Below are 23,937 nucleotides of genomic sequence, written 5' to 3' on the forward strand. Positions count from 1 at the left end.
GCCAAGTACAGGGTCGTGGCAAGACCAAGCACCGCTGCGAGCCGCATCGTGTCGGATCGAGCCGCCTGCTCAGCCGCGCCCGCCGCGAGCCTCCAATCCATGTAACTGCCGAACAGCGCCTGGCCGGCAAGCGCGCCCAGTGCATTGACGACCCCGAACAGGACGATGAAGCTGAGGAGTGCGCCGCTGCCCTGCCGCAAGGCGCTCATGATGCCGAGCAGCAGCGCCGGCCCAAGGAAGAAGGTCCCCGCGAACGCGATCGCGCTTTGAGATGCGTAAAGGCTTGCCATCGGGAGCGGTCCCGTACCGATGCCGTCGACCAGCGCTGCGACGGTGACGATGCCGATGGCCAGCATCATCGGTCGTGCGATCTTCTCGAAGTTTACGCACATCGTACTGGCGAGAACGCCGGTGACCGCGCTTGCGAGCATCACCACCGCCAGCGATTCAAATTCGTGCGGAGGTGCGCCCACCCCGCGCATTGCACCCAGCGCCATCTCCTGTTCGGCCAGCACCAGCCGGATGAGGAATACCGCTCCAGCAAAGCGCCAGACGTCTCCGTGTGTCAGCCAGCGCAGATCGATCAGCGGCGTCGCGCGGCGCAGCTCCATGACGCCGGCCGCCAGCAGCGCTGGGGGAGCGGCAAGCACCGTCACGACAATCCATCTGGCGTGAAGCCAACCTTGCGAACGCCCGAGGCCCAATATGGCAGCGATCGCGGCCAGAGCGCCGCCAAGGAGGACGAGCGTCAGGAGATCCCGCGGCTCGAACACGCGTGTTCGCTCGGCGGGGGGGAAGGCGCAGGACGCCGACCGCGGCTAGGGATAGCAGTGTAAGGCCGGTTCCGAGCAGGAACAGCGAACGCCACCCGTCAACGTCAAGCAGCGAGGGCGACAGCAGCCGCGCCAGCGGCACAGCGCATTGCGTTATGCCGATTCCCAGCATCAGCTCCCGAAGGCGCCACTTTGTTGGAAACGCCTGCATCGTGTGGAACAGGCACAGCGGGATCAACGTCACGGAAATGAAGCCGCCGATGGCACGCAGCAGCATCGCCGCGACGTCGGTGACCCAAGCCCGCGCGAGCGCCGCGGCGGCGTAGATGCCGAGGGCGACCAGCGCGAAGCGCCGCAGGCCATATTGCTGCCGGACCTTGATCGGCACCAGGTTCGCCGGGACGGCGGCGACATAGCTGGTCGACAGCCATGCCGCCTGGGTCGGGCTCAAGCCCAGCACCTGTCGCACCTGCACTAGGTCGGCGCTCACCAATGCTCCGCCGAGACCTGCCGTCACGCCGACCAAGACGCCCACTGCCATATGAGCCGATCGGGTCCTCGCCTTGTGCGATGGGGACGCGGGCGAATCGATGGCCGCCGGCCGCTCGTGCGCTGGATAGTTATGAGCTTGGTCATCGAGGAAGGCACGCAGGGAATTCATGGCTTTGCTCCTGACGCGCCAGCCAAGTGTTTCGGTATCGCTCCTGAGTAGAGGATCGATCGCGAAAATTCTTCCCTGTTCGGGTTGCCCGTCCAGCAACGCTGAGTTCTTCGATCCCCGTCTTGATTGTGCCGAGGGTATCTCGAAATGATGAGGCACAAATCGACACGATGACTGGGTCGGCAATCGTCAGGCCTCACCCGAAGGGATGAAACATGCTTCACAGATCGATCGATCGCGTCACCGTCATACCGCCGCTCGGGCCTGGCTTCGATGGCGAGCGTCACAAGGCGGCGCTGGTGGTGGCTCCGGGAAATTTCCACGCCACCGATCCCTTCTTCCTGATGGCGGATGACCACATCACCCTGGAAGGGCGCTTCGGTGACGCGCATCCCCATGCCGGGCTGGAAACCGTAACCTTCATGCTGAACGGTACGATGGAGGACACCGGCGGCCGGCTGGCGGAAGGCGACGTCGAATGGATGACGGCGGGCAGCGGCATCGTCCATTCGGAAGATGCGATGGTATCGACTGACATGCGATTGTTCCAGTTGTGGCTGGTCCTGCCTGAGGAACAGCGCAACATGCCGCCGAGGGTGCAGATCCTGCAGCGCGCGACGATGCCGGTCCATGTCGAACCGGGGGTCGAGGCTAGGGTCTACAGCGGTCGGTTGGGTGAGGCGGCGGCGCCGACGAAGAATGCGGTGCCCGTCACGCTGGCCGACATCCGACTGGAGCCGGGCGCTAGCTTCGCGCCGGAACTGCCCGCCGCCTATAACGCCTTCATGGTGGTGATCGATGGTGAGGTGACGGCTGGCGCCGGTGGCGAACCGCTGTCGGAGAACATGGCCGGCTGGACCGGTCCTGCCGGCGGCGGTTCCAGCACGCTCGCGCTACGAGCGGGCGCGAAAGGCGCCCGGATACTGCTCTACGCCGGAAAACCCCAGAACATTGAGGTCGTGGCGCAGGGGCCGTTCATTGCCGGCTCCCGCGACGAGCTGGCGGGATACTACGCCGCTTATCGCCATGGCAGGTTCCCGCACGCCGGCACGATGCGGCCGGTCGCCCCCGCATGACGCGGTTAAATCCGGAGGAGTCGAGCATGGCCAGGAAAATCGAGATATGGGAGACTGGCGCACCTGCCGTCCTTAAAGTGGTGGAGGCAGAGGTCGGATTGCCCGCCGCCGGGCAGGTACGACTGGTGCAAACTGCGATCGGCATCAACTATGTCGATGTCATGGTCCGCAAGGGCCTATATCCGATGCGGCTTCCTGCCACGCCGGGCTTCGAAGCGGCGGGTGAGATCGACGTCATCGGCCCCGGGGTGATCGGCTTTGCCCCGGGAGACCGCGTCGCCTATTTCTTCGTCGAGGGAGCATACGCAACCGCTTCGCTGGTCCCCGCCGAGGCGCTGATTCGCTTGCCGGACGACATCTCTAACGAGGTGGCGGTGACCTTCCTTGCGAAGGGCCTGACAGCCTGGATGGGATTGTACGCCTTGCACCCGCTGAAGGCGGGTGAGGTAGCCCTCGTGCTCGGGGCGTCGGGCAGCGTCGGGTCGATCCTGTCGCGCTGGGCGCGGTCGCTTGGGGCAACGGTGATCGGTGTGGCAGGATCGGCCGGGAAACTGGCGTCGGTCGCGGCCGGCGCCGACCATTCATTTGTCGCCGACGATCCAGCGCTTTCCGACAGGGTCCGCGCGATCGCACCCGCCGGCGTGGACGTCGTCTACGACTTTGTCGGACGTGCGACCTTCCCGTTGGCGGTCGCCTATGTGCGGGATGGCGGCGTGATCGCCACGATCGGTGCCGCGTCGGGACAGACGCTTCCCGCAGCCGATCAGCTCCGCTCTCGCGCCGTCCAACTCCGGGGCGGCGGCACGCCGCAATATGTTCGGGGCGAAACGGTGGCGGTTGCCACGGCGCAGCTCTGGGGCGCGATCCGTGACGGCCTGTTCAGCGATCTCCAGGTGGCCCGATATACGTTCGACAGCCTCGCCGCCGCACACGAGGACATGGAGGCACGGCGGCTCACCGGCCTTCCTGTTGCGATAGCGTGAGATCCATAGGGGTGTTCGCTTCTTGCGCTCCCGAATTCACTCACGGGAGATATCCAATGGTTGAAACCATGAGGGCGGTTGTACTTAGTCGCTCCGGCGGGCCGACGCATTCGAACTGCCCGACGTTCCCGTGCCGGCAGTCGGCGCCCGGCAGCTACGCGCTAGGGTTCATCCAACGGCCGTCAAACCACATAAACTGCCAGATCCGTCGCGGTGACTATGCCGATCTGGTGCCCTTGCCAGCGATCATCGGACATGACGTTCCCGGCGTCGTCGAAGAAGCGAGGACAGACGTGACGGGTTTCGCGGCAGACGATAGACCTACTGTGCACTTCCTATCGGTCCTGGATCCTGTGCCGAACGGCACGTCGTCGACGTCAACCTTGTGGCCCGCAAGCCGTCGAACCTCAATCATGTTGAGGCGGCCAGCCTGACGCTGGTCGGGGCACCGTCGTGGAAGCTTTCGTGACGCGTGCATGCCTTGTTGTCGGCGAAACCCTTCTCATCCACGGACGTGCCGGGGCGTGGGAACGATCGCGATCCAGGTTGCCAAGGCGACAGGCGCCCGCGTGCTGACGACCGCGCGTGTTGCAGACCATGCGTGCGTGCGATCGCTCGGCGCCGACGCGGCGATCGACCATAGCATGGAGGATTATGTCGACGCCGTGACGCGGCTGACGGGCGGCCGCGGCGTCGACGTCGTGTTCGACACGATCGGTGGCGAAACGCTGACGCGTAGTCCGTTGGCGCTCGCGGACATGGGACGCGTCGTCGGCATCGTTGATATTCCACAGCCACAGAACCTTGTCGAGGCGTGGGGCAAAAACGCTGCATATCACTTCGTTTTTACAGGTCAGAATCGAGGCAAACTTGATCTGCTTACCGACCTCGCGGAACGCGGCCCCGTTCGGTCCGTCGTAGGTGCGGTTCTGCCGCTGGCCCGCGTCGGACAGGCGCACGAAGTTTTAGGGGGCAGGAGCACCTATGCGCTACGTAAGAAGGTGGCGATTGACGTAGTGGGAGGCACCGTATCTCTCCCGCCCCGTCGTCAACCGCTGACGATTCAGCGGCCCTCTCCTGGGTGGTGATCGCAAGGTTCGCGCAACCTTCACGGTGTTTTTTCCCGTGCGGCCATGTCGCCGATGCGTCAGCGGAATCGCTGCCGCGTCGGCGCGCGGGCGTCATCGGGAAGGTCGTTGACATGACAAGGTACCGTTCTCTCTTCGAAGCCCCGGCTCGTCCCACGCATCGCGTGGCGGCAGTCGCGTCGAACTTGGCCAAGATCCACGCCCAAGTGACGGCGTGCTGCGGATGAACGGCCTGCCGCTGTTTCGACGGACACCCGTACGGTGTCTGGCACTAGCGACGATAGTCGCGTTGCTCTTTGCGCCGGTCGCCATCCCGCTTCGCGTGTTGCTGTTAGCCGGTCTGACGCTATTGTGGACCTTCGTGGAGGCGGGAACGCTGGCGCCGGTCGGCCTGCGGCGCCACGGTTGGCGATCGACGCTGCTCTGGACAGGCGGCGTCACGGTGACGGGCATTCTGTTCGGTGAAGTCGGTCAGCCGCTCCTCGAATGGCTACTCGCGACCCGTATCGACTACAGTGGCTATGGCGCGCTCGTTGGTAACGAGAGAGCGGCACTGCAACTGCTCGCTTACGCCCTGACCAGCGCGGCGATCGGCGAAGAGGTGCTGTTCCGGGGCTTCATCCTGCATCAGATGAGCGCAATCTTCGGCGAAGGCGCCGCCGCGCGGCGCGCCGCGATCCTAACAAGCGGGGCGTTCTTCGGCGTCGCGCACTTCATTCAGGGTTGGCTCGGTATCCTCTTCACCGGTGTCATGGGCCTCGTGTTCGCATGGGCCTGGTTCCGCAGCGGGCGCAACCTTTGGGCGTTGATCATGGCGCACGCGCTGATCGATACCTACGGCATCGCGATGATGTACCTAGGCCGCTACAACTGAGGTCGAGCAGGCTGTTTCGGTGTCGGATCAACGCTGGCGATGCTATTACGCCATCTTCATCGGCCCAGAGGATTGCATTTGTCCGATCGGGTGCGGCTCCGGCCGTCGAAACTGGGCGTACGCAACCATGGAAGGGCGGCCGCTTGCGCCAAATGCCGGCTTCGGAATCGAAGCCTTGAGACCGTTGAGCGATTATCCTTTCGTCAGCATGCCCGCCGTGGCTGTCTGATCAATCTGGCCTCGCCGGGAGATCGCCGTCACAACGTCGGCGAACCTACACAACGCGGTGGCACGATCCAACCGGGCATGTCGCATTGGCAAGCTCGGTCCTCAGAACTGCAAGCTTCATGGTGTTAAGCCTGGCCGCTTACGGCACGGAAACAGGCCATAACGTCGCAACATTGGATACACTGATCAGCAAGGTTGCATCGTATACCGTATAATATACCATCGCCGCCGAAAGAGGAGATTCGGGCGCGACATGGCGTATGGGTCGATAAGCCGCAGAATGTTACTGGTCGGAACGGCGACAGCCGCCCTGCTGTCGCGTCCGGCGCTGGCCGCCGCGGGATCGACGCTAAAGCCACCGCGTGCCCGCCCGCTGCCGATCAATTCCATCCGCCTCCTACCCTCAATCTGGCTCGACGCCATCGAGGCCAACCGCACCTATCTCCTCCGCCTCGAACCCGATCGCCTGCTCCATAATTTCCGCGCCTTCGCCGGTCTGGCGCCGAAGGGCGACGTCTATGGCGGGTGGGAAAGCGACACGATCGCCGGCCATACGCTCGGCCATTATCTGGCCGCGCTCTCGCTGATGCATGCGCAGACGGGCGATGCGGAGTGTCGGCGGCGGGTCGATTATATCGTCGATGAACTTGCCGCCTGTCAGGCCGCGCATGGCGATGGCTATGTCGCTGGCTTTTCGCGCAAGCGCGGCGATGTGGTGGAGAACGGCAAGGCGCTGTTTCCCGAGCTGGTCGCGGGCGACATCCGGTCGATGGGGTTTGATCTCAACGGCTGCTGGGTGCCCTTCTACAATTGGCACAAGCTGTTCGCGGGCCTGTTCGCTGCGCAGACATGGTGCGGCAATGCCAGGGCGCTGCCGATCGCGGTCGCGCTGGGTGGCTATATCGACAGGCTGTTCGCCGCGCTCGACGAGGACCAGGTGCAGCGGGTGCTCGATTGCGAGCATGGCGGCATCAATGAGAGTTTCGCCGAACTCCACGCGCGCACCGGCGATCCGCGCTGGCTGGCGCTCGCGGAGCGGATCCGGCACCGGAAGATCCTCGATCCGCTGAGCGCGCGGCAGGATTCGCTGCCGTGGATCCATGCCAACACGCAGATCCCCAAGATCATCGGCCTCGCCCGGCTGCACGAGATCACCGGGAAACCCGAGTATGAAGTCGCGCCGCGTTTCTTCTGGGAAACCGTCACACGCGATTACAGCTATGTCATCGGCGGCAATGCCGATCGCGAATATTTCACCGCGCCGCGCACGATCAGCAAGCACATCACCGAAGAGACCTGCGAGAGCTGCAACAGCTACAACATGCTCAAGCTCACCCGGCATCTCTATGCCTGGCGGCCCGAGGCCCGGCTGTTCGATTATTATGAGCGCGCGCACATCAACCACATGCTCGCGCATCAGGATCCGGCGACCGGCATGTTCGCCTATATGGTGCCGCTGATGTCGGGCGCGGCGCGGGAATGGTCGAAGCCGTTCGACCATTTCTGGTGCTGCGTCGGCAGTGGCATGGAAACCCATGCCAAGCATGGCGAGAGCATCTGGTGGGCGGGCGATGACGGCGCGCTGCTGGTCAATCTCTATATCCCGTCCGTGCTGGACTGGCGCGAGAAAAGGGCGCGGCTGCGGCTGGAGACGGCCTATCCCTTCGGTGACAGCATCGCGCTGACCGTCGAGCAGCCGGGCGACGGCCGCGTTCCGATCGCGCTGCGCATCCCCGGCTGGTGTCGCGGCGCCGCGTTGGCGATCAACGGCAGGGCGGAGCCGCTGGTGGTTACGGATGGCTATGCGCGGCTCGACCGGCGGTGGCGGGCAGGGGACCGCATCATCCTGACCTTGCCGATGGCGCTGCGCACCGAGCCGACCAATGACGATCCCGCGACCATCGCGCTGCTGCACGGCCCGGTCGTGCTCGCCGCCGATCTCAGCCCTGCCGACCAGGCCTTCGACGGGCCGGCGCCCGCGCTGGTCGCCGCCCATGTGCTTGCCGGCTTCGTGCCGGTGAATGCCGCCGCGGGGCGGTTTCGCACGCAGGGCATCGCCCGGCCCGGCGATCTCGCCTTCGCGCCCTTCTTCCAGATGCGCGATCGGCGCACCGCGGTCTATTTCAAGGCGTTCGACGATGCCGGCTGGACGCGCGAGCAGGCCGCTTTCGGCGCCGAGCAGGCGCGGCTGCGCGATCTCGCGGCTCGATCGGTGGATGTGATGAACCTCGGCGAGATGCAGTCGGAGCGCGATCACCAGCTCGTCGCGAAGAACAGCTATGCCGTCACCTATCGCGGCCGCCACGGTCGCGATGCGCGCACCTTCGGCTATTTCGAGTTCCGCGCGAAGGTGCGGCCCGGCGCGCTGCGGCTGCAGGCGACCTATTGGGGCGAGGAGCGCAGCAAGCTGTTCGACATCCTCGTCGATGGCACCCGCATCGCCACCCAGCGGCTGGACGGCGCTGTGCCCGGCGAGTTCTTCGATCGCGACTATGCGGTCCCCGAGGATCTGACCCGCGGCAAGGACAGCGTGTTGATCCGCTTCCAGCCCGCCGACGACACCACACGCTGCGGCCCCGTGTTCGGGGTGCGCATCCTCGCGCCCTGACCGGCGCACCGCAGACTTCCATCACGCCAACAAGGGGGCAATGATGACGAAACGAGCGAAGCTGATGATCACGGCCTGTCTGGGCTGCCTGGCCGCGATCTCCGCGCCGTCGGCCGCGGTCGCGCAGGAACAGGGCGCCAAGCCGGCGGTCCTCGCGAAGAAGGCGATGGCCTCCGCCAACCACCCGCTCGTCACCAAGGCGATGGTGGAGGTGATGCGCAAGGGCGGCAATGCGATGGATGCGGCGCTGGTCGGCGTGATCATCCAGCCGATCGTCGAGCCGCAGATGACGACGCTCGCCGGCGGCATGTCGATCCTCTATTATGAGGCGAAGACCGGCAAATATTATTATCTCGACGCCGAACTCAACAAGACGAAGAAGGGCGCACCCAATTCGCCGGGCTGGATCGCCTATACCTCGAACGAGAAGGTCGTCGCGGAAACATCGGGCATCCGCATCGGCGTGCCCGGCACCGTCGCCGGGCTGAAGGCGGCGGCGGACCGTTTCGGCACGTTGCAATGGGCGGATTATTTCAAGCCCGCGATCGGCATCGCCGAAAACGGCTTCCCGATGTACAGCTTCCTCTATGGCGAGATGGCGGAGGCGGCGATGGGGCGGCTTTCCGCTTATCCTTCCGGCCGCGAGGAGTTCCTGCCCAACGGCTATGTTCCGCCGGTCGGCACTATCGTCACCCGGCCGCGCCTTGCCGCCACGATGAAGCGGATCGGCGCGGAGGGGCCGGACTATATCTACAAGGGCGAATGGGCGCGCAAATTCGTGGCGGAGGCGCAGCGCACCGGCGGCCAGATCACGATGGACGATCTCGCCAGCTATGAGGTGCGCTGGGAGGAGCCGACGCGCTCCACCTTCCGCGGGCATGACATCATCAGCGCGCCGCCGCCCTCGACCGCGGGCACGCTGATCTCGATGATCCTCAACATCATCGAGCCCTGGGATCTGAAGGCGCAGCCGCATTATTCGCAGTCCGCCGAAAGCTTCAACCGGATGCGCCGCACCTTCGCCTTCGCGGAGAACGCCACCGACAGCTATGTGAAAGATCCGCTGTCGTTCGACGTGCCGCTGCAGACTTTGCTCTCGAAGGAATATGCGGCGATGATGCGGACCCTGATCGAGGGCAGCGCCGCCAAGCCGCTGCCCGCCGCCAGCGCCGCCGCGCCGATGCCGGGGATGGAACTGGCCGCGACGCCCGCCGACCTGAAGGACCAGCGCTCGACCGACACCGATCACATCGTCGCGGTGGATGCGGAGGGCAATATGGTCTCCGTCACCCACACCGTCTATGGCAGCACCTTCGCCACCGGCCAGGTGGTGGATGGCATCGCGATGAACACCGGCAATCCCTTTCCGGGCACGGGCACCGGGGCGGGGCGGCGAGTGATCTCGCCCTTCCCGCCGACGATCGTCGCCAAGGATGGCAAGCCCAAGCTGGTGATCGGATCGCCCGGCCTCTCCTCGCGCGCGGTGGCGCTGACGCTGATCAATTATCTCGGCTATGGCATGACCTTGGAGCAGGCGGTGGATGCGCCGCGTTTCCAGGGATCGCAGATCGACCTGCCCGCGACGATCGAGACGCGCGTGACGCAGCAGACCCGCGACGATCTGGCGCGCACCTATGGCGTCGTCGTGAAGCCGACCACGCCCTATAACTGGCACTTCGGATCGATCCACGCGATTGAGCGGACCGCGGATGGCGGGCTTTCCGGCGTTGCCGATCCGCGCAGGTCCGGTCTGGCGGCGGGCTTCTGACGATGCGCCAGACCGTTGCCATAGTGCTGGCGCTGGCGTGCGCGTCTGCCACGCCGGCATTCGCGCAGGGCACCGCCGATGCCCGGCTCGACGCGTTGCTCGACGCCGAATGGACGTGGCGGACCAATGAATTGCTGCTCGATCCGGAAGGGTCGAACCGTCCTGTCACGGGCATGCCGCATGTCGATGCCGCGAGCCAGCAGCGCCGCCGCGCCTATTGGAGTGCGGCGCTGGCGAAGCTGGATGCGATCCCGGCCGATCAATTGTCCAACGAGGCGTCGATCAACGCCTCGGTGTTCCGCACCGCGCTGACCGCCTATGTCAACCAGATCCGGTTCGGCGAATATGAGGAGGCGTTCGGCTTCTGGACGTGGCTGGCGCCGCGCCAGGGCTTCGCCAAGGCCGAGGATTATCACAACTATCTCAGCCGCCTGCGCGACATGCCGCGCTATGTCGAGGAACAGATCGTCAACATGCGCGAGGGGCTGAAGCGCGGCTTCGTGGCGGCCAAGCCGGCGGTCGCCGGCCGCGACAAGACGGTCGAACCGCTCGCCAGCAGCGCGGTGGAGGAGAACCCCTTCTACACCGCCTTTACCCAGATGCCGGGCAGCATCCCGCCCGCCGAGCAGGAAAGGCTGCGCGCGGAGGCGCGGACGTTGATCGCGGGCCAGGTGGCGCCCGCCTATGCGAAGCTGCTAACCTTCCTGCGCACCGACTATATGCCGCGCGCGCGGGACAACATCGCGGCGGAGAGCCTGCCCGACGGCAAGGCCTATTATGCCGCCAAGGTGAAGGAGTTCACCACGCTCGACCTGACGCCGGAGCAGATCCACGAGATCGGCCTGAAGGAAGTGGCGCGCATCGATGCGGATATGCAGGCGACGATGAAGAAGGCGGGGTGGAAGGGCGATTTCGCTGGCTTCCTCCACTTCCTCAAGACGGACCCGCAATTTACCGCGAAGACGCCCTATCAACTCCTCGCCCATTCCGCCTACATCGCCAACAAGGCGAACGGGAAGCTCAACGAGACGATCGGGCTGCTGCCGCGCTATCGCTTCACCATCCTGCCGACCCCCGCCAACATCGCGCCGTTCAGCACGGGCGGCGGCGGCGGGCTCGATAGCTGCGTGATGAACACCTACAATCTGCCGGCGCGGCCGCTCTACACGATCAACCCGCTGACATTGCACGAATGCGTGCCCGGCCACAGCCTGCAGGCGGCGTTGGCGCTGGAGGGCCCCAACCGCCCGCCGATCCGCCGGACCACCTATTTCTCCGGCTATGGCGAGGGGTGGGGGCTCTATACCGAATGGCTCGGCATCGGCTGGGGCATCTATGAGACGCCCTATGAGGAATTCGGCCGCGAAACCTATGAGATGTGGCGCGCCGCGCGGCTGGTGATCGATACCGGCATCCATCACATGGGCTGGAGCCGCCAGCAGGCGCTCGACTATCTCTCCAGCCACACCGCGCTTTCCGACCATGAGGTGACGATCGAGGTCGATCGCTACATCAAGGATGCCGGGCAGGCGCTGGCCTACAAGCTGGGCGAGATGACCATCCGTCGCAAGCGCGCCGAGGCGGAGGCGAAGCTGGGCGAGCGCTTTGACCAGCGCTGGTTCCATGATGTCGTCCTCGGCCTGGGATCGGTGCCGCTGCCGGTGCTGGAACAGCAGATCGACCTGTGGATCGCCGGCGGGGGCAAGAACCCCAACGCGGCGCCGGAAAGCTGAGACGCGCATGAAACGGCTTGCCCAGCCGCGACGGCGGCGGCCACAAGCCGCTCCCAGACGAATGAAGCACAGGGGAAACAATCCGATGATCGCCACCCGCATCCTTGCCGCGCTGCTCGCGCTTTCGGCCGCGCCCACTGCCGCGGTCGCCGAGACCGCCGACGCGCAACTGCGCGCGATCTACGAGGCGGAATGGGCGTGGCGGCAGAATGAATTCGCGCGGCTGGAGGATGATGAGGCGTGGACCGCGACCGCCGATCATCTGCCCAAGGTGGACGCGAAGAGCGAGGAAGCGCGCATCGCCTATTGGACGCGGACGCTGGCGGCGCTGGACAAGGTGCCGGTCGACCAGCTCTCGGCGGAAGAGAAGGTGAACTACGCCGTCTACCGCACCAGCATCGCCGCCTTCGTCGCCGACGGTCCCTATCGGATCTGGGAAATGCCATTCAATGCGGACAGCAATTTCTGGTCGGGCATCGAGCCGCGCGGTGGCTTCCGCACCGCCGACGAATATCGCCGCTATCTCGGCCGCCTGCGCGATCTGCCGCGCTATTTCAGCGAGCATATCACCAACATGCGCGCCGGGTTGAAGCGCGGTTTCAGCGTGCCGAAAGCGACGCTCGTCGGCCGTGACGCCTCGATCGCCGCCTATGTCACCGAGGATCCGGCGCAGAGCCCGTTCTACAAGGTGTTCGCCAGCTTGCCCGGCACGATCCCGGCAGCCGACCAGGAGGCGCTGCGCGCCGAGGCGCGGCAGATCATCGCCGAACAGGTGGTGCCCGCTTACAAGACTTTGCTGGCTTTCTATCGCGATGAATATATCGCGAAGACGCGGACGACGCTGGCCGCGGAGAAGATGCCGAACGGCGCCGCCTTCTACCAGGCGCAGATCCGGCAATATACCACGCTGGACCTGACCGCGGTGCAGATCCACGAGATCGGCCTCAAGGAAGTCGCGCGCATCACGGCGGAAATGGAGCAGGTGAAGGCCAAGGCCGGGTTCTCCGGCACGCTGGACCAGTTCAAGACCTTCCTGCGCACCGATCCGCAATTCTACGCCAAGACGCCCGACGAGCTGATGGGCGTTTCCGCCTATGTCGCTAAGCGCGCGGATGGCGCGCTGAAGGACACGATCGGGCTGCTGCCGCGCTATCGCTTCACCATCCGGCCGGTGCCGGATTCGATCGCGCCCTTCTACACGGCGGGCCGCGGCGGCCTCGAAAGCTGCCTGATGAACACCTATGACCTGCCGTCGCGCTCGCTGTACCAGATCCCGGCGCTGACATTGCACGAATGCGTGCCGGGCCACAGTTTCCAGGCGGCGCTCGCGCTCGAAGGCCCCAATCGGCCCGACTTCCGCAAGCAGACCTATTTCTCGGGCTATGGCGAGGGGTGGGGGCTCTACACCGAATGGCTGGGCACGGTGATGGGCATCTATCGCACGCCCTATGAGGATTTCGGCCGCCTCTCCTACGAGATGTGGCGCGCCTGCCGCCTCGTGATCGACACCGGCATCCACCATTATGGCTGGAGCCGCGAGAAGGCGATCGCCTATCTGCTCGATCACACCGCGCTCTCCCGCCACGAGGTGGAGACCGAAGTCGATCGCTACATCAGCTGGCCGGGGCAGGCGCTCGCCTACAAGCTGGGCGAGATGACGATCCGCCGCAAGCGCGCCGATGCGGAGGCGAAGCTGGGGGCGAATTTCGACCAGCGCTGGTTCCATGACCTGATCCTCGGGCTCGGTTCGGTGCCGCTGCCGGTGCTGGAAGAGAAGATCGACGAATGGATCGCGGGCGGCGGCAAGAACCCCAACGCCGCCTGAGCCCATCACACCTTATCCCATCAAAATCGAGGATCGCTGCCCATGCGTTTGATTGTCCTGTCCCTTGCCGCTGCCCTTCTCGCCTCGTCCGCCACGGCGCCGGTGCTTGCGCAGGAACCCGCCAAGCCGGCGGCGAAGGACAAGGAGGCGCCGGATCCGGACAGCGCGCTCGCCAGCGCGGTGGAGGATGCCCAGCCCAAGCGCGGCAGCGTCACCATCAATGGCCGCAATATCGCCTACACCGTCACCCCCGGCACGCTGACCATCCGCAACGATGAGGGCGATCCGATCGGCAGCATGTTCTACACCGCCTATGTCGCGGATCGGGCGAAGGGTGCCGCGCCGCGCGCGATCACCTTCATGTTCAACGGCGGGCCGGGTTCCTCGACGATGTGGCTGCACATGGGCTCTTTCGGCCCGGTGCGCGTCGATACGCCGACCACCGACGTCGCCGCCAACGCGCCGTTCCGCATCGTCGACAATCATCAGTCGATCCTCGACAAGACCGACATCGTCTTCATCGACGCGATGAGCACCGGCCTGTCGCGGCCGCTGGGCAAGGCGAAGCAGACCGACTTCTTCGGCGTGGATCCGGATATCGACGCCTTTTCCAAGGCCATTCAGCGCTACCTGACGATCAACAGCCGCTGGGACTCGCCCAAGTTCATCCTGGGCGAAAGCTATGGCACGCTGCGCGGCGCCGGGCTCGTCCACAGCCTTCAGGCCAAGGGCGTGCAGATGAACGGCATCATCCTGCTCTCCTCGATCCTGAACTACGGCATCCGCCAGCCCGGTTTCGACCAGATCTTCGTGACCTACCTGCCGAGCTATGCCGCGACCGCCTGGTATCATAACCGCCTCGCCAACCGCCCGGCATCGCTGGAGCCGTGGCTGACCGAGGTGCGGGACTGGGCGCGGGGCCCCTATCTGCAGGCACTGGCACGTGGCGACGACCTCAGCGATGCCGAACGCAACGCCATCGCCACGCAGATGAGCGCCTATACTGGTCTGTCGCCCGAATTCCTGATCCGCAACAATCTGCGCGTCGACCTGGCGCGGTTCCGCAAGGAGTTGATGCGCGACCAGCGCCGGACGACGGGACGCCTCGATTCGCGCTTCGTGGGCATCGACTTCGATTCCGCAGGCGAAGCTCCCGAATTCGACGCCGCCGACACGGCGATCAGCGGCGCCTATATCGGCGCGCTGAACACCTATTTGTTCGGCACGCTCGGCTACAAGACGCCGCTCACCTACCGCCCCAATTTCTACAGCGGCATCCGCGGCAACTGGGATCAGAAGCACAAGGCGCCGGACGGCAGCAACCAGGGCCTCGCCGCGACCTCCTTCGATCTCAGCCAGGCGATGCGCCAAAATCCGCGTCTGAAGGTGCTGTCGCTTAATGGCTATTATGACATGGCGACGCCCTTCTTCGGCGCCGAATATGATCTGAAGCACATGCAGCTCGACCCCGCGCTGCGGCAGAACCTGACGTTCAAATATTATGAGTCCGGCCACATGATCTACATTCACCCGGAATCGATGTCTGCACTCAAACGCGATCTTGACGCCTTCTACAATTCGGCGATGTAGGCACACCGAACGCACCCAGGTGCAAAGTCTGAAAAATAATACATTTAAAGACAATGTCTTAGATCAAAATCCTCTCATGGAAGGTGAGCGAAGTTCGACGGCCTTCGATGGCCATTTGCTCGCTCTTTTTCAGCCAGAATCTAACGCGAATCACCCCCTCGTCGAGGCCGCCAGCGAGCGGCTGAATGGGAACGTAGCGCGCCGCCGGTTCACCACGACCGGCTTCGTCTGGGACGATGAGGTCAAGGGCTTCGGCCTGCGCCACACCGCGGCCGGTGCGAAGCGCTGGATCGTGCAGTATCGCCACCGCGGCAAGACTCGGCGTGAGATCCTTGGCGACGCCAAGGAAATGTCGCCCAAGCTTGCGCGCTTGGCGGCAAAGCGCGTTCTCGCCGCCGCTGCGCTCGACGGCCTCCCGCAGCCGGTGGTGCCCTCGGCCGCCAAGCCTCTGGTGACCTTCGCCCAATTCGCCGAGGAGTTCTGGACCGATTACGCGCCGCACTGGAAGCCCAGCACCCGGCGGAGCAATCGCTCAAGGATCAAGCGACGGTTGAAGCCGGTCTTCGGCGACAAGCCGGTCGCCCAGATCACGCGTGCCGATGTCGTATCGTGGCGTGACAGCATGGTTGAGCGGAGCGGCGACTTCAATCGCTCGATCCCGGTGTTGTCCGTCATGCTCGGCTACGCCGAGAAGCTCGGCTATCGCCCGGAGGGCTCCAATCCGTGCAAGGGAATGGCCCGCTACAAGCGGCCGCTCAAGGAGCGCTGTCTGTCCAGGCGCGAGTTTCGGCGGCTCGCGGCGGTGCTCGCGCAGCACGAGTGCAGCAGTCCGGAATTCACTGCCTTCGTCCGGCTGCTCATCTATACCGGTGCCCGGCGCGGCGAGATCGCCGGATTGCGCTGGGAGTGGATAGGCGCGGACTACATCGATCTTCCAGACAGCAAGACCGGCCCGAAGCGTCTCTATCTCAACGCACAGGCCAATGCCGTTCTCGACCGTGTCGGACGGCAGGCGTCAGGGGCCGCTTTTCAAGGCGTTCTCAACCAGAAGGTCATCGATCTGCAGTGGCATGAAATCCGGCACGCCGCCGCGATCCCGGACGTGCGCCTGCACGACCTTCGGCACACATTCGCGTCCGTTGCGATCACGCACGGCATCTCGCTGGCGAAGGTCGGCAAGCTGCTCGGCCACGTGCTGCCCGAGACCACCGCGCGCTATGCGCATCTCGCGGACGAGGCGATCGTCGATGCCGCCGAGCGGGTATCGGCATCGATTGCGCAGGCGCTGGGGATGCGCTCATGAACGCCCGGACCCTGCAGCGCATCATCGCCGACGAGATGGGTTCTGTCGGCATCGATGCCCTTTCGCGGGATGCCGGCGTCGGCCAGCACCGCATAACCCGATGGTCGCGCAAGCTGCCCGGCTTCGGCATCCGCCACTATTACAGCGGCAAGAGCGTCTACATCGTGCAGGTGCATATGGAGGGCAGGCTTCGCACATTGACGATGTGCAACACGGTGCTCATCGGCAAGAGCGCTGCGCTAGCGATCGCTCGCCGCATCATCCTGCGCGCGCAGGTGGGCGAGAACCCGGCAACCGATCGGCAAAAGACGCGCTCCTATCCGTCCTTCAACGATTTCCTCGCGATCTACTGGGAGCGCGCCGCACCGACCTGGAAGCCGTCGACGCAACGGACGCACCGCGTCTATCGACAGTATTATCTCGATTTCGCATTCGGTTCGAAGTGCATGGACGAGATCGATCGCGCTGCCGTGTCGCGATGGTTCGCGGGCGTAGCCGCGGGGGGCGGGCCGGGGGCGGCGAACCGTACGATCGCTATCCTGCAGGCTGCCTTCAACAAGGCGGCCGAATGGGGGTTGCGGCCGGAGGGACCGAACCCCGCCAGCGGCATCAAGCGCTATCCGCCGCGCCGAAAGGCGCGCTTCCTCCGCGTGGAGGAGCTTGTGCGGCTGGGGAGGGCGCTTGACGAGGATGCGGACCAACAGCCCCTGCAGGTGGCGGGGCTCCGCCTCCTGCTGCTGACCGGATGCCGGCTGTCCGAAATCCGCAATCTCACATGGGCGCAGGTTAGCGGCAACCGGCTCAAGCTCGTGGACAGCAAGACGGGACCGCGGACCGTCTGGCTGGGATCAGTGGCGCGGGCGGTGATCGATCGGATCCCGCGCGCGCGGGAGAGGGCGGAACTGTTCTGGAATGGTGACACCGGGGGTGTCGTCGACCTTTACGCCTATTGGTCTCGCCTGCGGGATCGTATCGGCTTTGGCCGGATGCGGGTGCACGACCTTCGCCACAGCTATGCCAGCCATGCCGCGGCGATGTCCGAGACGCTGCCGATGATCGGCAAACTGCTCGGACACAGCAACATCCAGTCGACGGTGCGCTATGCCCACCTCGATGACAGCGACCTCATCGCGACCGCCAACACCATCGGCGACGTGATTGCCGACCTGATGGGCAATCCCGTACGGGGTGGTGGCGACGACGCGGCGAACGGGTTAGGAGGGCTGTGATGCGTACCGACCTTGACCATCTCCCGCCGGCCAAGCAGCGCGAGCTGCAACGCGTGGTGCAGATCATTTTCGAGGAGTTCGAGGACGCCTTCGCGCTCTCGCGTCACGAATGGAAGAAAAAGGGACGGATCGAGAAGATCATCCTTTATGGCAGCTACGCACGGGGCGGCTGGGTTGACGAGCCACATACCGCCAAGGGCTATAAGTCGGATTATGATCTGCTGATCATCGTCAACGACAAGCGGCTGACCGACCATGTCAAATACTGGGCGAAGCTCGATGATCGCCTGATCCGGGAATATGGGATCACCGGCACGATCCGGACGCCGGTTAATTTCATTGTTCACACATTGCAGGAGGTGAACGACGGACTCGCGCATGGCCGATTCTTCTTCATGGACGTTCGGCGGGATGGAATTGCGCTGTATGAGCACGGCGATACTGAGCTTCATGAGCCAAAGCCGAAGACGCCCGAGCAGGCGCTGGCGTTGGCGGAAGAATATTTCGAAGAATGGCTCGTCACGGCTAAGCAATTCCATGGATCAGCCGAGCATGCCATAGCCCAGGGGTGGTTCAAGAAGGCGGCGTTTGACCTGCATCAAGCGACTGAGCGCCTATATCATTGCGTACTCCTGGTTTGCACATTCTATACTCCTCATGTGCACAATCTCGGATTTTTGCGAACACAAGCGGAGAGAATTGATAGGCGTCTCGTCGATATCTGGCCTCGCGAGCGGAAGACTGACAGGGCGCTCTTCGAGAAATTGAAGGACGCTTATGTAAAAGCTCGCTATTCCAAGCATTACCGCATCAGCGCCGAACAGCTGTCATGGTTGGCTAATCGTGTCGAGGAGCTTGGACAGGTGGTGCATATGATTTGCTCTGAGCGTATCGATGCTCTTAGGCATTCCGCAGCGGCGTAAGGCGATGAAGCTACCGCAATCCTCGATCATGGGACGGCGCTTTTAGTTGCAGGAGCCATTCATGCGGCCGACGAAAATGACCGTTCTGTAATGGGTGGCGCCGAAAGCGGTCGGGCGGGTTGTTCCCCCTTTTGTACATCGGTAGACGCCAGGATAGCGGCCCGGAAGCGTGGGAAAGGGGTGGAGAGCGGCCCGTCCGCTTTGGAGAGCCAAACGTTCGAAAATAGCCCTTCGTTCACCTGTCATGGCGAGTGCCGCGCTGCGCTAATTAACGGCCACAGGGTGATTGTTCGTTCGCAACCTCGGCTGGTCCTACGTATCGTTCATGTCGTGTCGGTCCTTTCACCACATAGCTGTTCGACAAGTCCATCGTTTCGTGTTCGGCAGAATATTCGATTGGACCGCCAATCTCTTCGTGAAACGCGCGCCACTCACGCCCGATGTGATTCACAAATTCTACAAAGTCGTCGGACTTTCGAGGGTTGTACATGGGAATCCAGAGCCAGTTGGCGTAGGGATTGTCGCGCAATTCAACTAGATGATTGGTCTGATAGATCAAGCCATCACAACTAGAATAACTCTCGCTCGCCATAATGTCGCCAACCAAACCGATCGCCAAATCTGGTGGAATGCCTCTAAATCCGTCGTTGACTAAGACGATCAGCCCTCGCCATCCGACGAGTCCGAGCTCCTGCTTAGTCTCTCTGATTTGACGATTTGCGGTTTTCAGAATGCGCTTCAGTGGAACTCGGAGTATCGAAAACAGTTCACGTTGAAGATACGGGTCGGAAAGGCCTCCAGGGAATTGAGCAAAGGCAGCATCTACCTTGGCGAGCATCTGCTCGCTGTGCGCTAATTCTGTAACGACAACCTTTAATTCCAAGACAACCCGAGAATAGGGAAACATGAAGTCCGCATTTTTCACGCCCTGTCGTTTGATGTGAGGCGCGACTAACTCGCCCCCTACGCGGGGAATGAACTCGACCCAGTGTTTCTCGTCAGCGATGCCTTTCACCGCCGCCCAGTCCGGCTCGTCGTCCACAATGCCTCCCAATAATCACGCTTATAGATAAGAGCGCGAGGTATGTCAGGGGTAAAGCATTTAATGATCCACAGAGACGCAAACTAGGTGCGGTAATCGTCCGTTCTTCGCATTCCCATCCCGAAATAATGTCCAGAGCTGTGCTACGATTGTAACGCTGCGATCGTCTGAATGTGGGCGTGATCTGCGGTAGCCCCAATTCCTACGCATGACGTCCGCTCCGCGCCAGGATCCGCCGACCAACACCGATCCAAGCGTCCCCGAAAGCGGTCAGCCCGGTTGTCCGCTGCGAACCGATCCGCGCCAGGATGGGAGCCGGAAGCGTCGCAAAGTGGGACTTTTCTGCCGTCCCTTGGCTGGCCACCTGACGGCAGATTTTGTCGAAAGCCGATATGGTTTTTCCTTCAGCGCAGGCTGCGACCCGCAAAGGTTGGTCGGCTTCTTGGGACAGGCCCCTTTAAAAAAACGGCATCGACGGATCCGGCAGGGGGTCACGACCGCTCGGTTGTGACACTAAGATGGTCGGCGGCTTTGGGTCTATCTCGCTCCAATCCGGTCGGAAATGACACCCTTCTTTCACGATCTCGATAGACGGGCGACATCAAGCGTGGAATGTTGCGCTGGCAGCTCGAAGCAAGGACGCGGGAGCTAACGTCGGGGGAGCGTAAGTTGGCCGTCAGTGTTCACAATCCTGATCAATATATGGCGGCTCTACGGACGATCATCGCGCAGGGCCGCAAGCGGATCGGGCTGTTGGTTGGCGCCGGAGCTTCTGCCGGCATGGCCAAGCCTGATGGTACTTATCCGCTTATCCCGGCGGTTGCGGGCCTCACTGATCAGGTCCTCAAGACGCTTGCACCGACTTACCAGCAACAGATCGACGGCTTGAAAACCGAACTCCCGCAGCACGACATCGAGACGATCCTTTCTCGGATTCGCTCTCTGAGCAAAGTCATCGGATCGGCGAAAGTCCACGACCTCGATGGCCCCGGCTTTGCCACTTTCGGAGAAGCGATCTGCTCCGAGATCGGCAAGATCGTGGACGTTCGATTGCCGGATAGCGGATCGGCATATGCTGATCTCGTGAACTGGATCACGGGCACAATGCGTGACTATCCAGTCGAGATTTTCACCACGAACTACGACCTTCTGTTCGAAGAAGCCTTTGAGTCCGTGCGAGCGCCGTATTTCGATGGCTTCACGGGCGGTCGCGAACCGTTCTTCGACCCCGTGTCAGTGTCACGCAGCGACCTTCCCTCGCGATGGACGCGGCTTTGGAAGCTCCATGGCTCGCTCGGCTGGCGTGCCAGCTCGAAGGGGGAAGTGATCCGAACGGGCCAAAGCTCGGCAAGTCACCTCGTCTTCCCCGAACATCTGAAGTACGACCAGACGCAGAAAGCCCCCTACGCCGCGTTGCTTGATCGTCTTCGTGCGTTCTTGCTCACCCCCGACACGCTGCTGGTCTCTATCGGCTTCTCCTTTGCCGACGCACATATTGCAGCTCGGTTGGATGAAGCGCTCGCAGCGAATCCATCCTCAAGCGTCTTCGCGTTTCAATACAAGATCCTCGAGGAAGAGAGACCAGCGTGCGATCTTGCGCGCCGCCTGCCAAACTTCAGCGTGTATGCGCGTGACCAAGCCAAAGTGAACGGCATCCGCGGCGCATGGAAGGCACCGGCCGAACTTCCGAACAGGGATTGGGGCCCGATAAGATCGACCTATCTCGACAATGACGGAAACTTCACGCTCGGAGCAATCGAACCCTTCGCCCGGTTCTTCGCGGCGTCACGCTCGGTTCAAGCATTTCCCACACCACCGGCGCCGGTAACAACAGCGGTAACGCCACCGCTAATTCCTACCACCGCGTCGGTGGCCTGATGAACGCTCCGACCCTTCTCGGACACGTCGGCTCTGTCGCGGGTGCGACCATAAGCGTGCGTCAGTTCGAGGGCGTGGCCTCGGGGATCGCGATCATCGGAGGACGGAGCTACCGGGTTGGCCAGGTCGGTAGCTTCGTGCGGATACCTCAAGGCTATCATGATCTTTACGCGATCATATCGGAGGTCGGCGCAAGTGCGACACCAGCAACGCTCACGGATGCGCTCGACCGCGGTGAACGATGGCTGACCGTTCAACTCGTCGGTGAGATTGTCGAGGCGTCGTTCGAGCGGGGCATCAGCCAATATCCAAACGTGAACGATGAGGTTCATCTTGTCACCGAGGAGGATCTGGCCAAGATCTACGGCTCCGAGTTTGCCGGACAGGTGGTGGTAGGGCGACTTGCCAACGCCGAGAGCATTCCAGTCCGCTTGGACCTCGACAAGCTGGTCACGCGTCACAGCGCAGTGCTTGGCTCGACCGGGTCGGGCAAATCAACGACCGTCGCCAGCTTGTTGCGATCGATCTCGGCGCCGGGTGGAGCGGGCTTTCCAAGCGCGCGTATCCTCCTGCTTGATTTACACGGGGAATATGCCCGCGCGCTTGGCGACAACGCTGAGATTTTTCGGATCACGCCTGGAGACGATGAAAAGCAACTGGTCATTCCGTATTGGGCACTGCGGCCCACCGAAATCCTTAATTTCCTGTGCGGGAAGATGGATGATCGTGCAACGACCGCTATCCTCGACAAGATTTTTGCGGCCAAGAGTACGATAGCGCAGGTGGATAACTTGCCGGGCGTCGACCTGAATTCAATGACCGTTGATAGCCCGATCCCGTACAGCTTGCGAAACCTGTGGCTCGAGCTGATCGATCCAGAGGTCAAAACCTGGCTCGATCAGGCAAAGACACAGCCGGCGATCGTGCTTCCCGGTGACGCGGCTACGCTTCGCCTGCCGACCTACCAGCCGCACACAACGACGAACACGGCGCCCTATCAGAATAACATCGGTGTGCTCGGCATTCGCAAGCAGCTCGATCGCATGCGGTCACGTATGCTCGATCGTCAGTTCGAGTTCTTGCTCGAGCCCGGCGATTGGGAGCCTGACCTGACCGGCCATGTGGCGAACGACCTTCCCGCCCTTCTCGAAAGCTGGATCGGCCACGAGAAGGCGATAACGGTGCTCGATCTGTCGGGCATCCCCAGTGCCGTTCTCCTGGATTTAATCGGCGCGATTCTGTCGATAATTTATGAGGCGCTTTTCTGGGGTCGCGAGCGCGACGAGGGTGGTCGAAGGCGGCCCCAACTAATCGTTATGGAAGAAGCGCACCGGTATCTTGGTCGAGAAGCCGACAACCCTGCGCGCGAGATGGTTCAGCGAATCGCAAAAGAAGGACGCAAGTTCGGAATCGGTGCAATGATCGTCAGCCAGCGCCCTTCAGAAATTGACGACACCATTCTCTCCCAATGTGGGACCTTCATCGCGTTGCGGCTCACGAACTCGACTGACCGCAGCAAGGTACAAGCCGCTTTGCCCGACAACCTGAGCGGTATAGCCGACAGCCTCTCGGTTCTAAGGACCGGGGAAGCCATCATAACTGGCGAGGCTGCGCGGCTCCCAGTGCGTTGCCGCGTTACCCTGCCACCGAAAGACCGCCGCCCAGACAGCGAGGATCCGCTCGTCGCAAGTAGCTGGAAGCGTGCTCGGGGCACTGAAGATTACGGTAAGCTTGTCGCAGCATGGCGTGCACAGGATCCGAAGTGGAAGCCGCCAGAGGCGGGCGAGAATGAGGGAGGGCAATGATGGAACGGCAGCCTGTAACGTCTGGGAACTTGGCCGAAGTCGGATACGATCCCGAGCTAGAGATGCTCGAGGTGCAATTCAGGCACGGCGGCGTTTACCAATATTTCAACGTGCCTGCGTTCATGAACGAGCGTCTCATGACCGCGGAATCACTGGGACGCTTTTTCAACGCGGAAATCAAAGGGCATTACCCGGAGGCAAAGCTCTAGACTGGATCGATCCATTAACCGTCCGGAAAGTTTTAAGAGGTGTCGAATTTTGCTGAGATAAATTTCAAAAGCGACATGTCTGCGATCGGCCCTTTTCACTACATAAAGATATAGGTGTCAAAGCCTTACGGTCCTGACATTGTGCGCAGACGCAAGGTTTTCCGCGGCTTTAGCAGTGTCAGAAGTCCAGGTTAGAATGGTCGGTTATGGGATGGGCGATCCGATTCGAAGACTGAAATAGGCAGGTGTTGCCTAGCGCTTGCTTCCATCAGCCCGATAGGGCGCTTTCGTCAGGGTCAGCCGTTCAATGGAGCGGAACTGAACGAACAATTCTGGTCTGC

At 62.9% G+C, this 23,937-nt stretch carries 18 protein-coding genes; 16 read left to right on the forward strand and 2 right to left on the reverse strand.

What is annotated here, in order from left to right; translation table 11 throughout:
* Positions 1 to 447 precede the first annotated feature (447 nt).
* A complete protein-coding gene (locus FHS96_RS25360; protein ID WP_429598507.1) occupies positions 448 to 1,434 on the reverse strand; it encodes an MFS transporter in 987 nt (328 codons plus the stop codon).
* 215 nt (positions 1,435 to 1,649) lie between these two features.
* On the opposite strand from FHS96_RS25360, the gene FHS96_RS25365 reads away from it, so the two are divergent.
* From FHS96_RS25365 to FHS96_RS25425, 13 genes are all read left to right on the forward strand, one after another.
* On the forward strand, positions 1,650 to 2,510 hold the full coding sequence (locus FHS96_RS25365; protein ID WP_429598509.1) for a pirin family protein: 861 nt from the start codon (positions 1,650 to 1,652) through the stop codon (positions 2,508 to 2,510).
* Between the two features lie 26 nt (positions 2,511 to 2,536).
* Positions 2,537 to 3,493: a zinc-binding dehydrogenase gene (locus FHS96_RS25370; protein ID WP_429598511.1), complete on the forward strand. Its 957-nt coding sequence runs from the start codon at positions 2,537 to 2,539 to the stop codon at positions 3,491 to 3,493.
* 68 nt (positions 3,494 to 3,561) lie between these two features.
* Positions 3,562 to 3,927, forward strand: a complete 366-nt coding sequence (locus FHS96_RS25375) for an alcohol dehydrogenase catalytic domain-containing protein (protein ID WP_429598643.1) — start codon at positions 3,562 to 3,564, stop codon at positions 3,925 to 3,927.
* 90 nt (positions 3,928 to 4,017) lie between these two features.
* Positions 4,018 to 4,581 carry a zinc-binding dehydrogenase gene (locus FHS96_RS25380; protein ID WP_429598513.1) on the forward strand — a complete coding sequence of 188 codons (564 nt, stop codon included), beginning with the start codon at positions 4,018 to 4,020 and terminating at the stop codon, positions 4,579 to 4,581.
* 223 nt (positions 4,582 to 4,804) lie between these two features.
* Positions 4,805 to 5,455, forward strand: a complete 651-nt coding sequence (locus tag FHS96_RS25385; RefSeq protein WP_429598515.1) for a CPBP family intramembrane glutamic endopeptidase — start codon at positions 4,805 to 4,807, stop codon at positions 5,453 to 5,455.
* 508 nt (positions 5,456 to 5,963) lie between these two features.
* On the forward strand, positions 5,964 to 8,291 hold the full coding sequence (locus FHS96_RS25390) for a beta-L-arabinofuranosidase domain-containing protein (protein WP_429598517.1): 2,328 nt from the start codon (positions 5,964 to 5,966) through the stop codon (positions 8,289 to 8,291).
* Positions 8,292 to 8,334: 43 nt separating this feature from the next.
* Entirely contained in the window at positions 8,335 to 10,059 is a 1,725-nt protein-coding gene (locus tag FHS96_RS25395; RefSeq protein ID WP_429598519.1) for a gamma-glutamyltransferase family protein, read from the forward strand.
* Positions 10,060 to 10,061: 2 nt separating this feature from the next.
* Entirely contained in the window at positions 10,062 to 11,792 is a 1,731-nt protein-coding gene (locus FHS96_RS25400; RefSeq protein ID WP_429598521.1) for a DUF885 domain-containing protein, read from the forward strand.
* Between the two features lie 85 nt (positions 11,793 to 11,877).
* Complete coding sequence (locus FHS96_RS25405; protein ID WP_429598523.1) at positions 11,878 to 13,617, forward strand: DUF885 domain-containing protein; 1,740 nt, start codon at positions 11,878 to 11,880, stop codon at positions 13,615 to 13,617.
* A gap of 42 nt (positions 13,618 to 13,659) precedes the next feature.
* Positions 13,660 to 15,207, forward strand: coding sequence for a S10 family peptidase (locus tag FHS96_RS25410; protein WP_429598525.1), 1,548 nt, complete (start codon positions 13,660 to 13,662; stop codon positions 15,205 to 15,207).
* A gap of 19 nt (positions 15,208 to 15,226) precedes the next feature.
* Positions 15,227 to 16,510 (forward strand): tyrosine-type recombinase/integrase, encoded by a 1,284-nt coding sequence (locus FHS96_RS25415; RefSeq protein ID WP_429598527.1) that lies wholly within the window; start codon positions 15,227 to 15,229, stop codon positions 16,508 to 16,510.
* On the forward strand, positions 16,507 to 17,739 hold the full coding sequence (locus tag FHS96_RS25420; protein WP_429598529.1) for a tyrosine-type recombinase/integrase: 1,233 nt from the start codon (positions 16,507 to 16,509) through the stop codon (positions 17,737 to 17,739). Before FHS96_RS25415 ends, FHS96_RS25420 begins: the two co-directional genes overlap by 4 nt.
* Entirely contained in the window at positions 17,739 to 18,662 is a 924-nt protein-coding gene (locus tag FHS96_RS25425) for a HEPN domain-containing protein (protein ID WP_429598531.1), read from the forward strand. The genes FHS96_RS25420 and FHS96_RS25425 overlap by 1 nt, the downstream gene beginning before the upstream one ends.
* 268 nt (positions 18,663 to 18,930) lie before the next feature.
* Here FHS96_RS25425 and FHS96_RS25430 read toward each other — a convergent pair whose 3' ends face one another.
* A complete protein-coding gene (locus tag FHS96_RS25430) occupies positions 18,931 to 19,704 on the reverse strand; it encodes a hypothetical protein (RefSeq protein WP_429598533.1) in 774 nt (257 codons plus the stop codon).
* A gap of 669 nt (positions 19,705 to 20,373) precedes the next feature.
* Here FHS96_RS25430 and FHS96_RS25435 point away from each other — a divergent pair.
* From FHS96_RS25435 to FHS96_RS25445, 3 genes are read left to right on the forward strand one after another with little or no spacing between them, the layout of a single operon-like run.
* Entirely contained in the window at positions 20,374 to 21,582 is a 1,209-nt protein-coding gene (locus tag FHS96_RS25435) for an SIR2 family NAD-dependent protein deacylase (protein WP_429598535.1), read from the forward strand.
* Positions 21,582 to 23,387, forward strand: coding sequence for an ATP-binding protein (locus FHS96_RS25440; protein ID WP_429598537.1), 1,806 nt, complete (start codon positions 21,582 to 21,584; stop codon positions 23,385 to 23,387). Before FHS96_RS25435 ends, FHS96_RS25440 begins: the two co-directional genes overlap by 1 nt.
* A complete protein-coding gene (locus tag FHS96_RS25445; RefSeq protein ID WP_429598539.1) occupies positions 23,387 to 23,596 on the forward strand; it encodes a KTSC domain-containing protein in 210 nt (69 codons plus the stop codon). Before FHS96_RS25440 ends, FHS96_RS25445 begins: the two co-directional genes overlap by 1 nt.
* Positions 23,597 to 23,937: the final 341 nt, after the last annotated feature.

It is taken from the genome of Sphingomonas zeicaulis (genome assembly GCF_050433225.1).
Lineage (GTDB): Bacteria > Pseudomonadota > Alphaproteobacteria > Sphingomonadales > Sphingomonadaceae > Sphingomonas_D > Sphingomonas_D zeicaulis.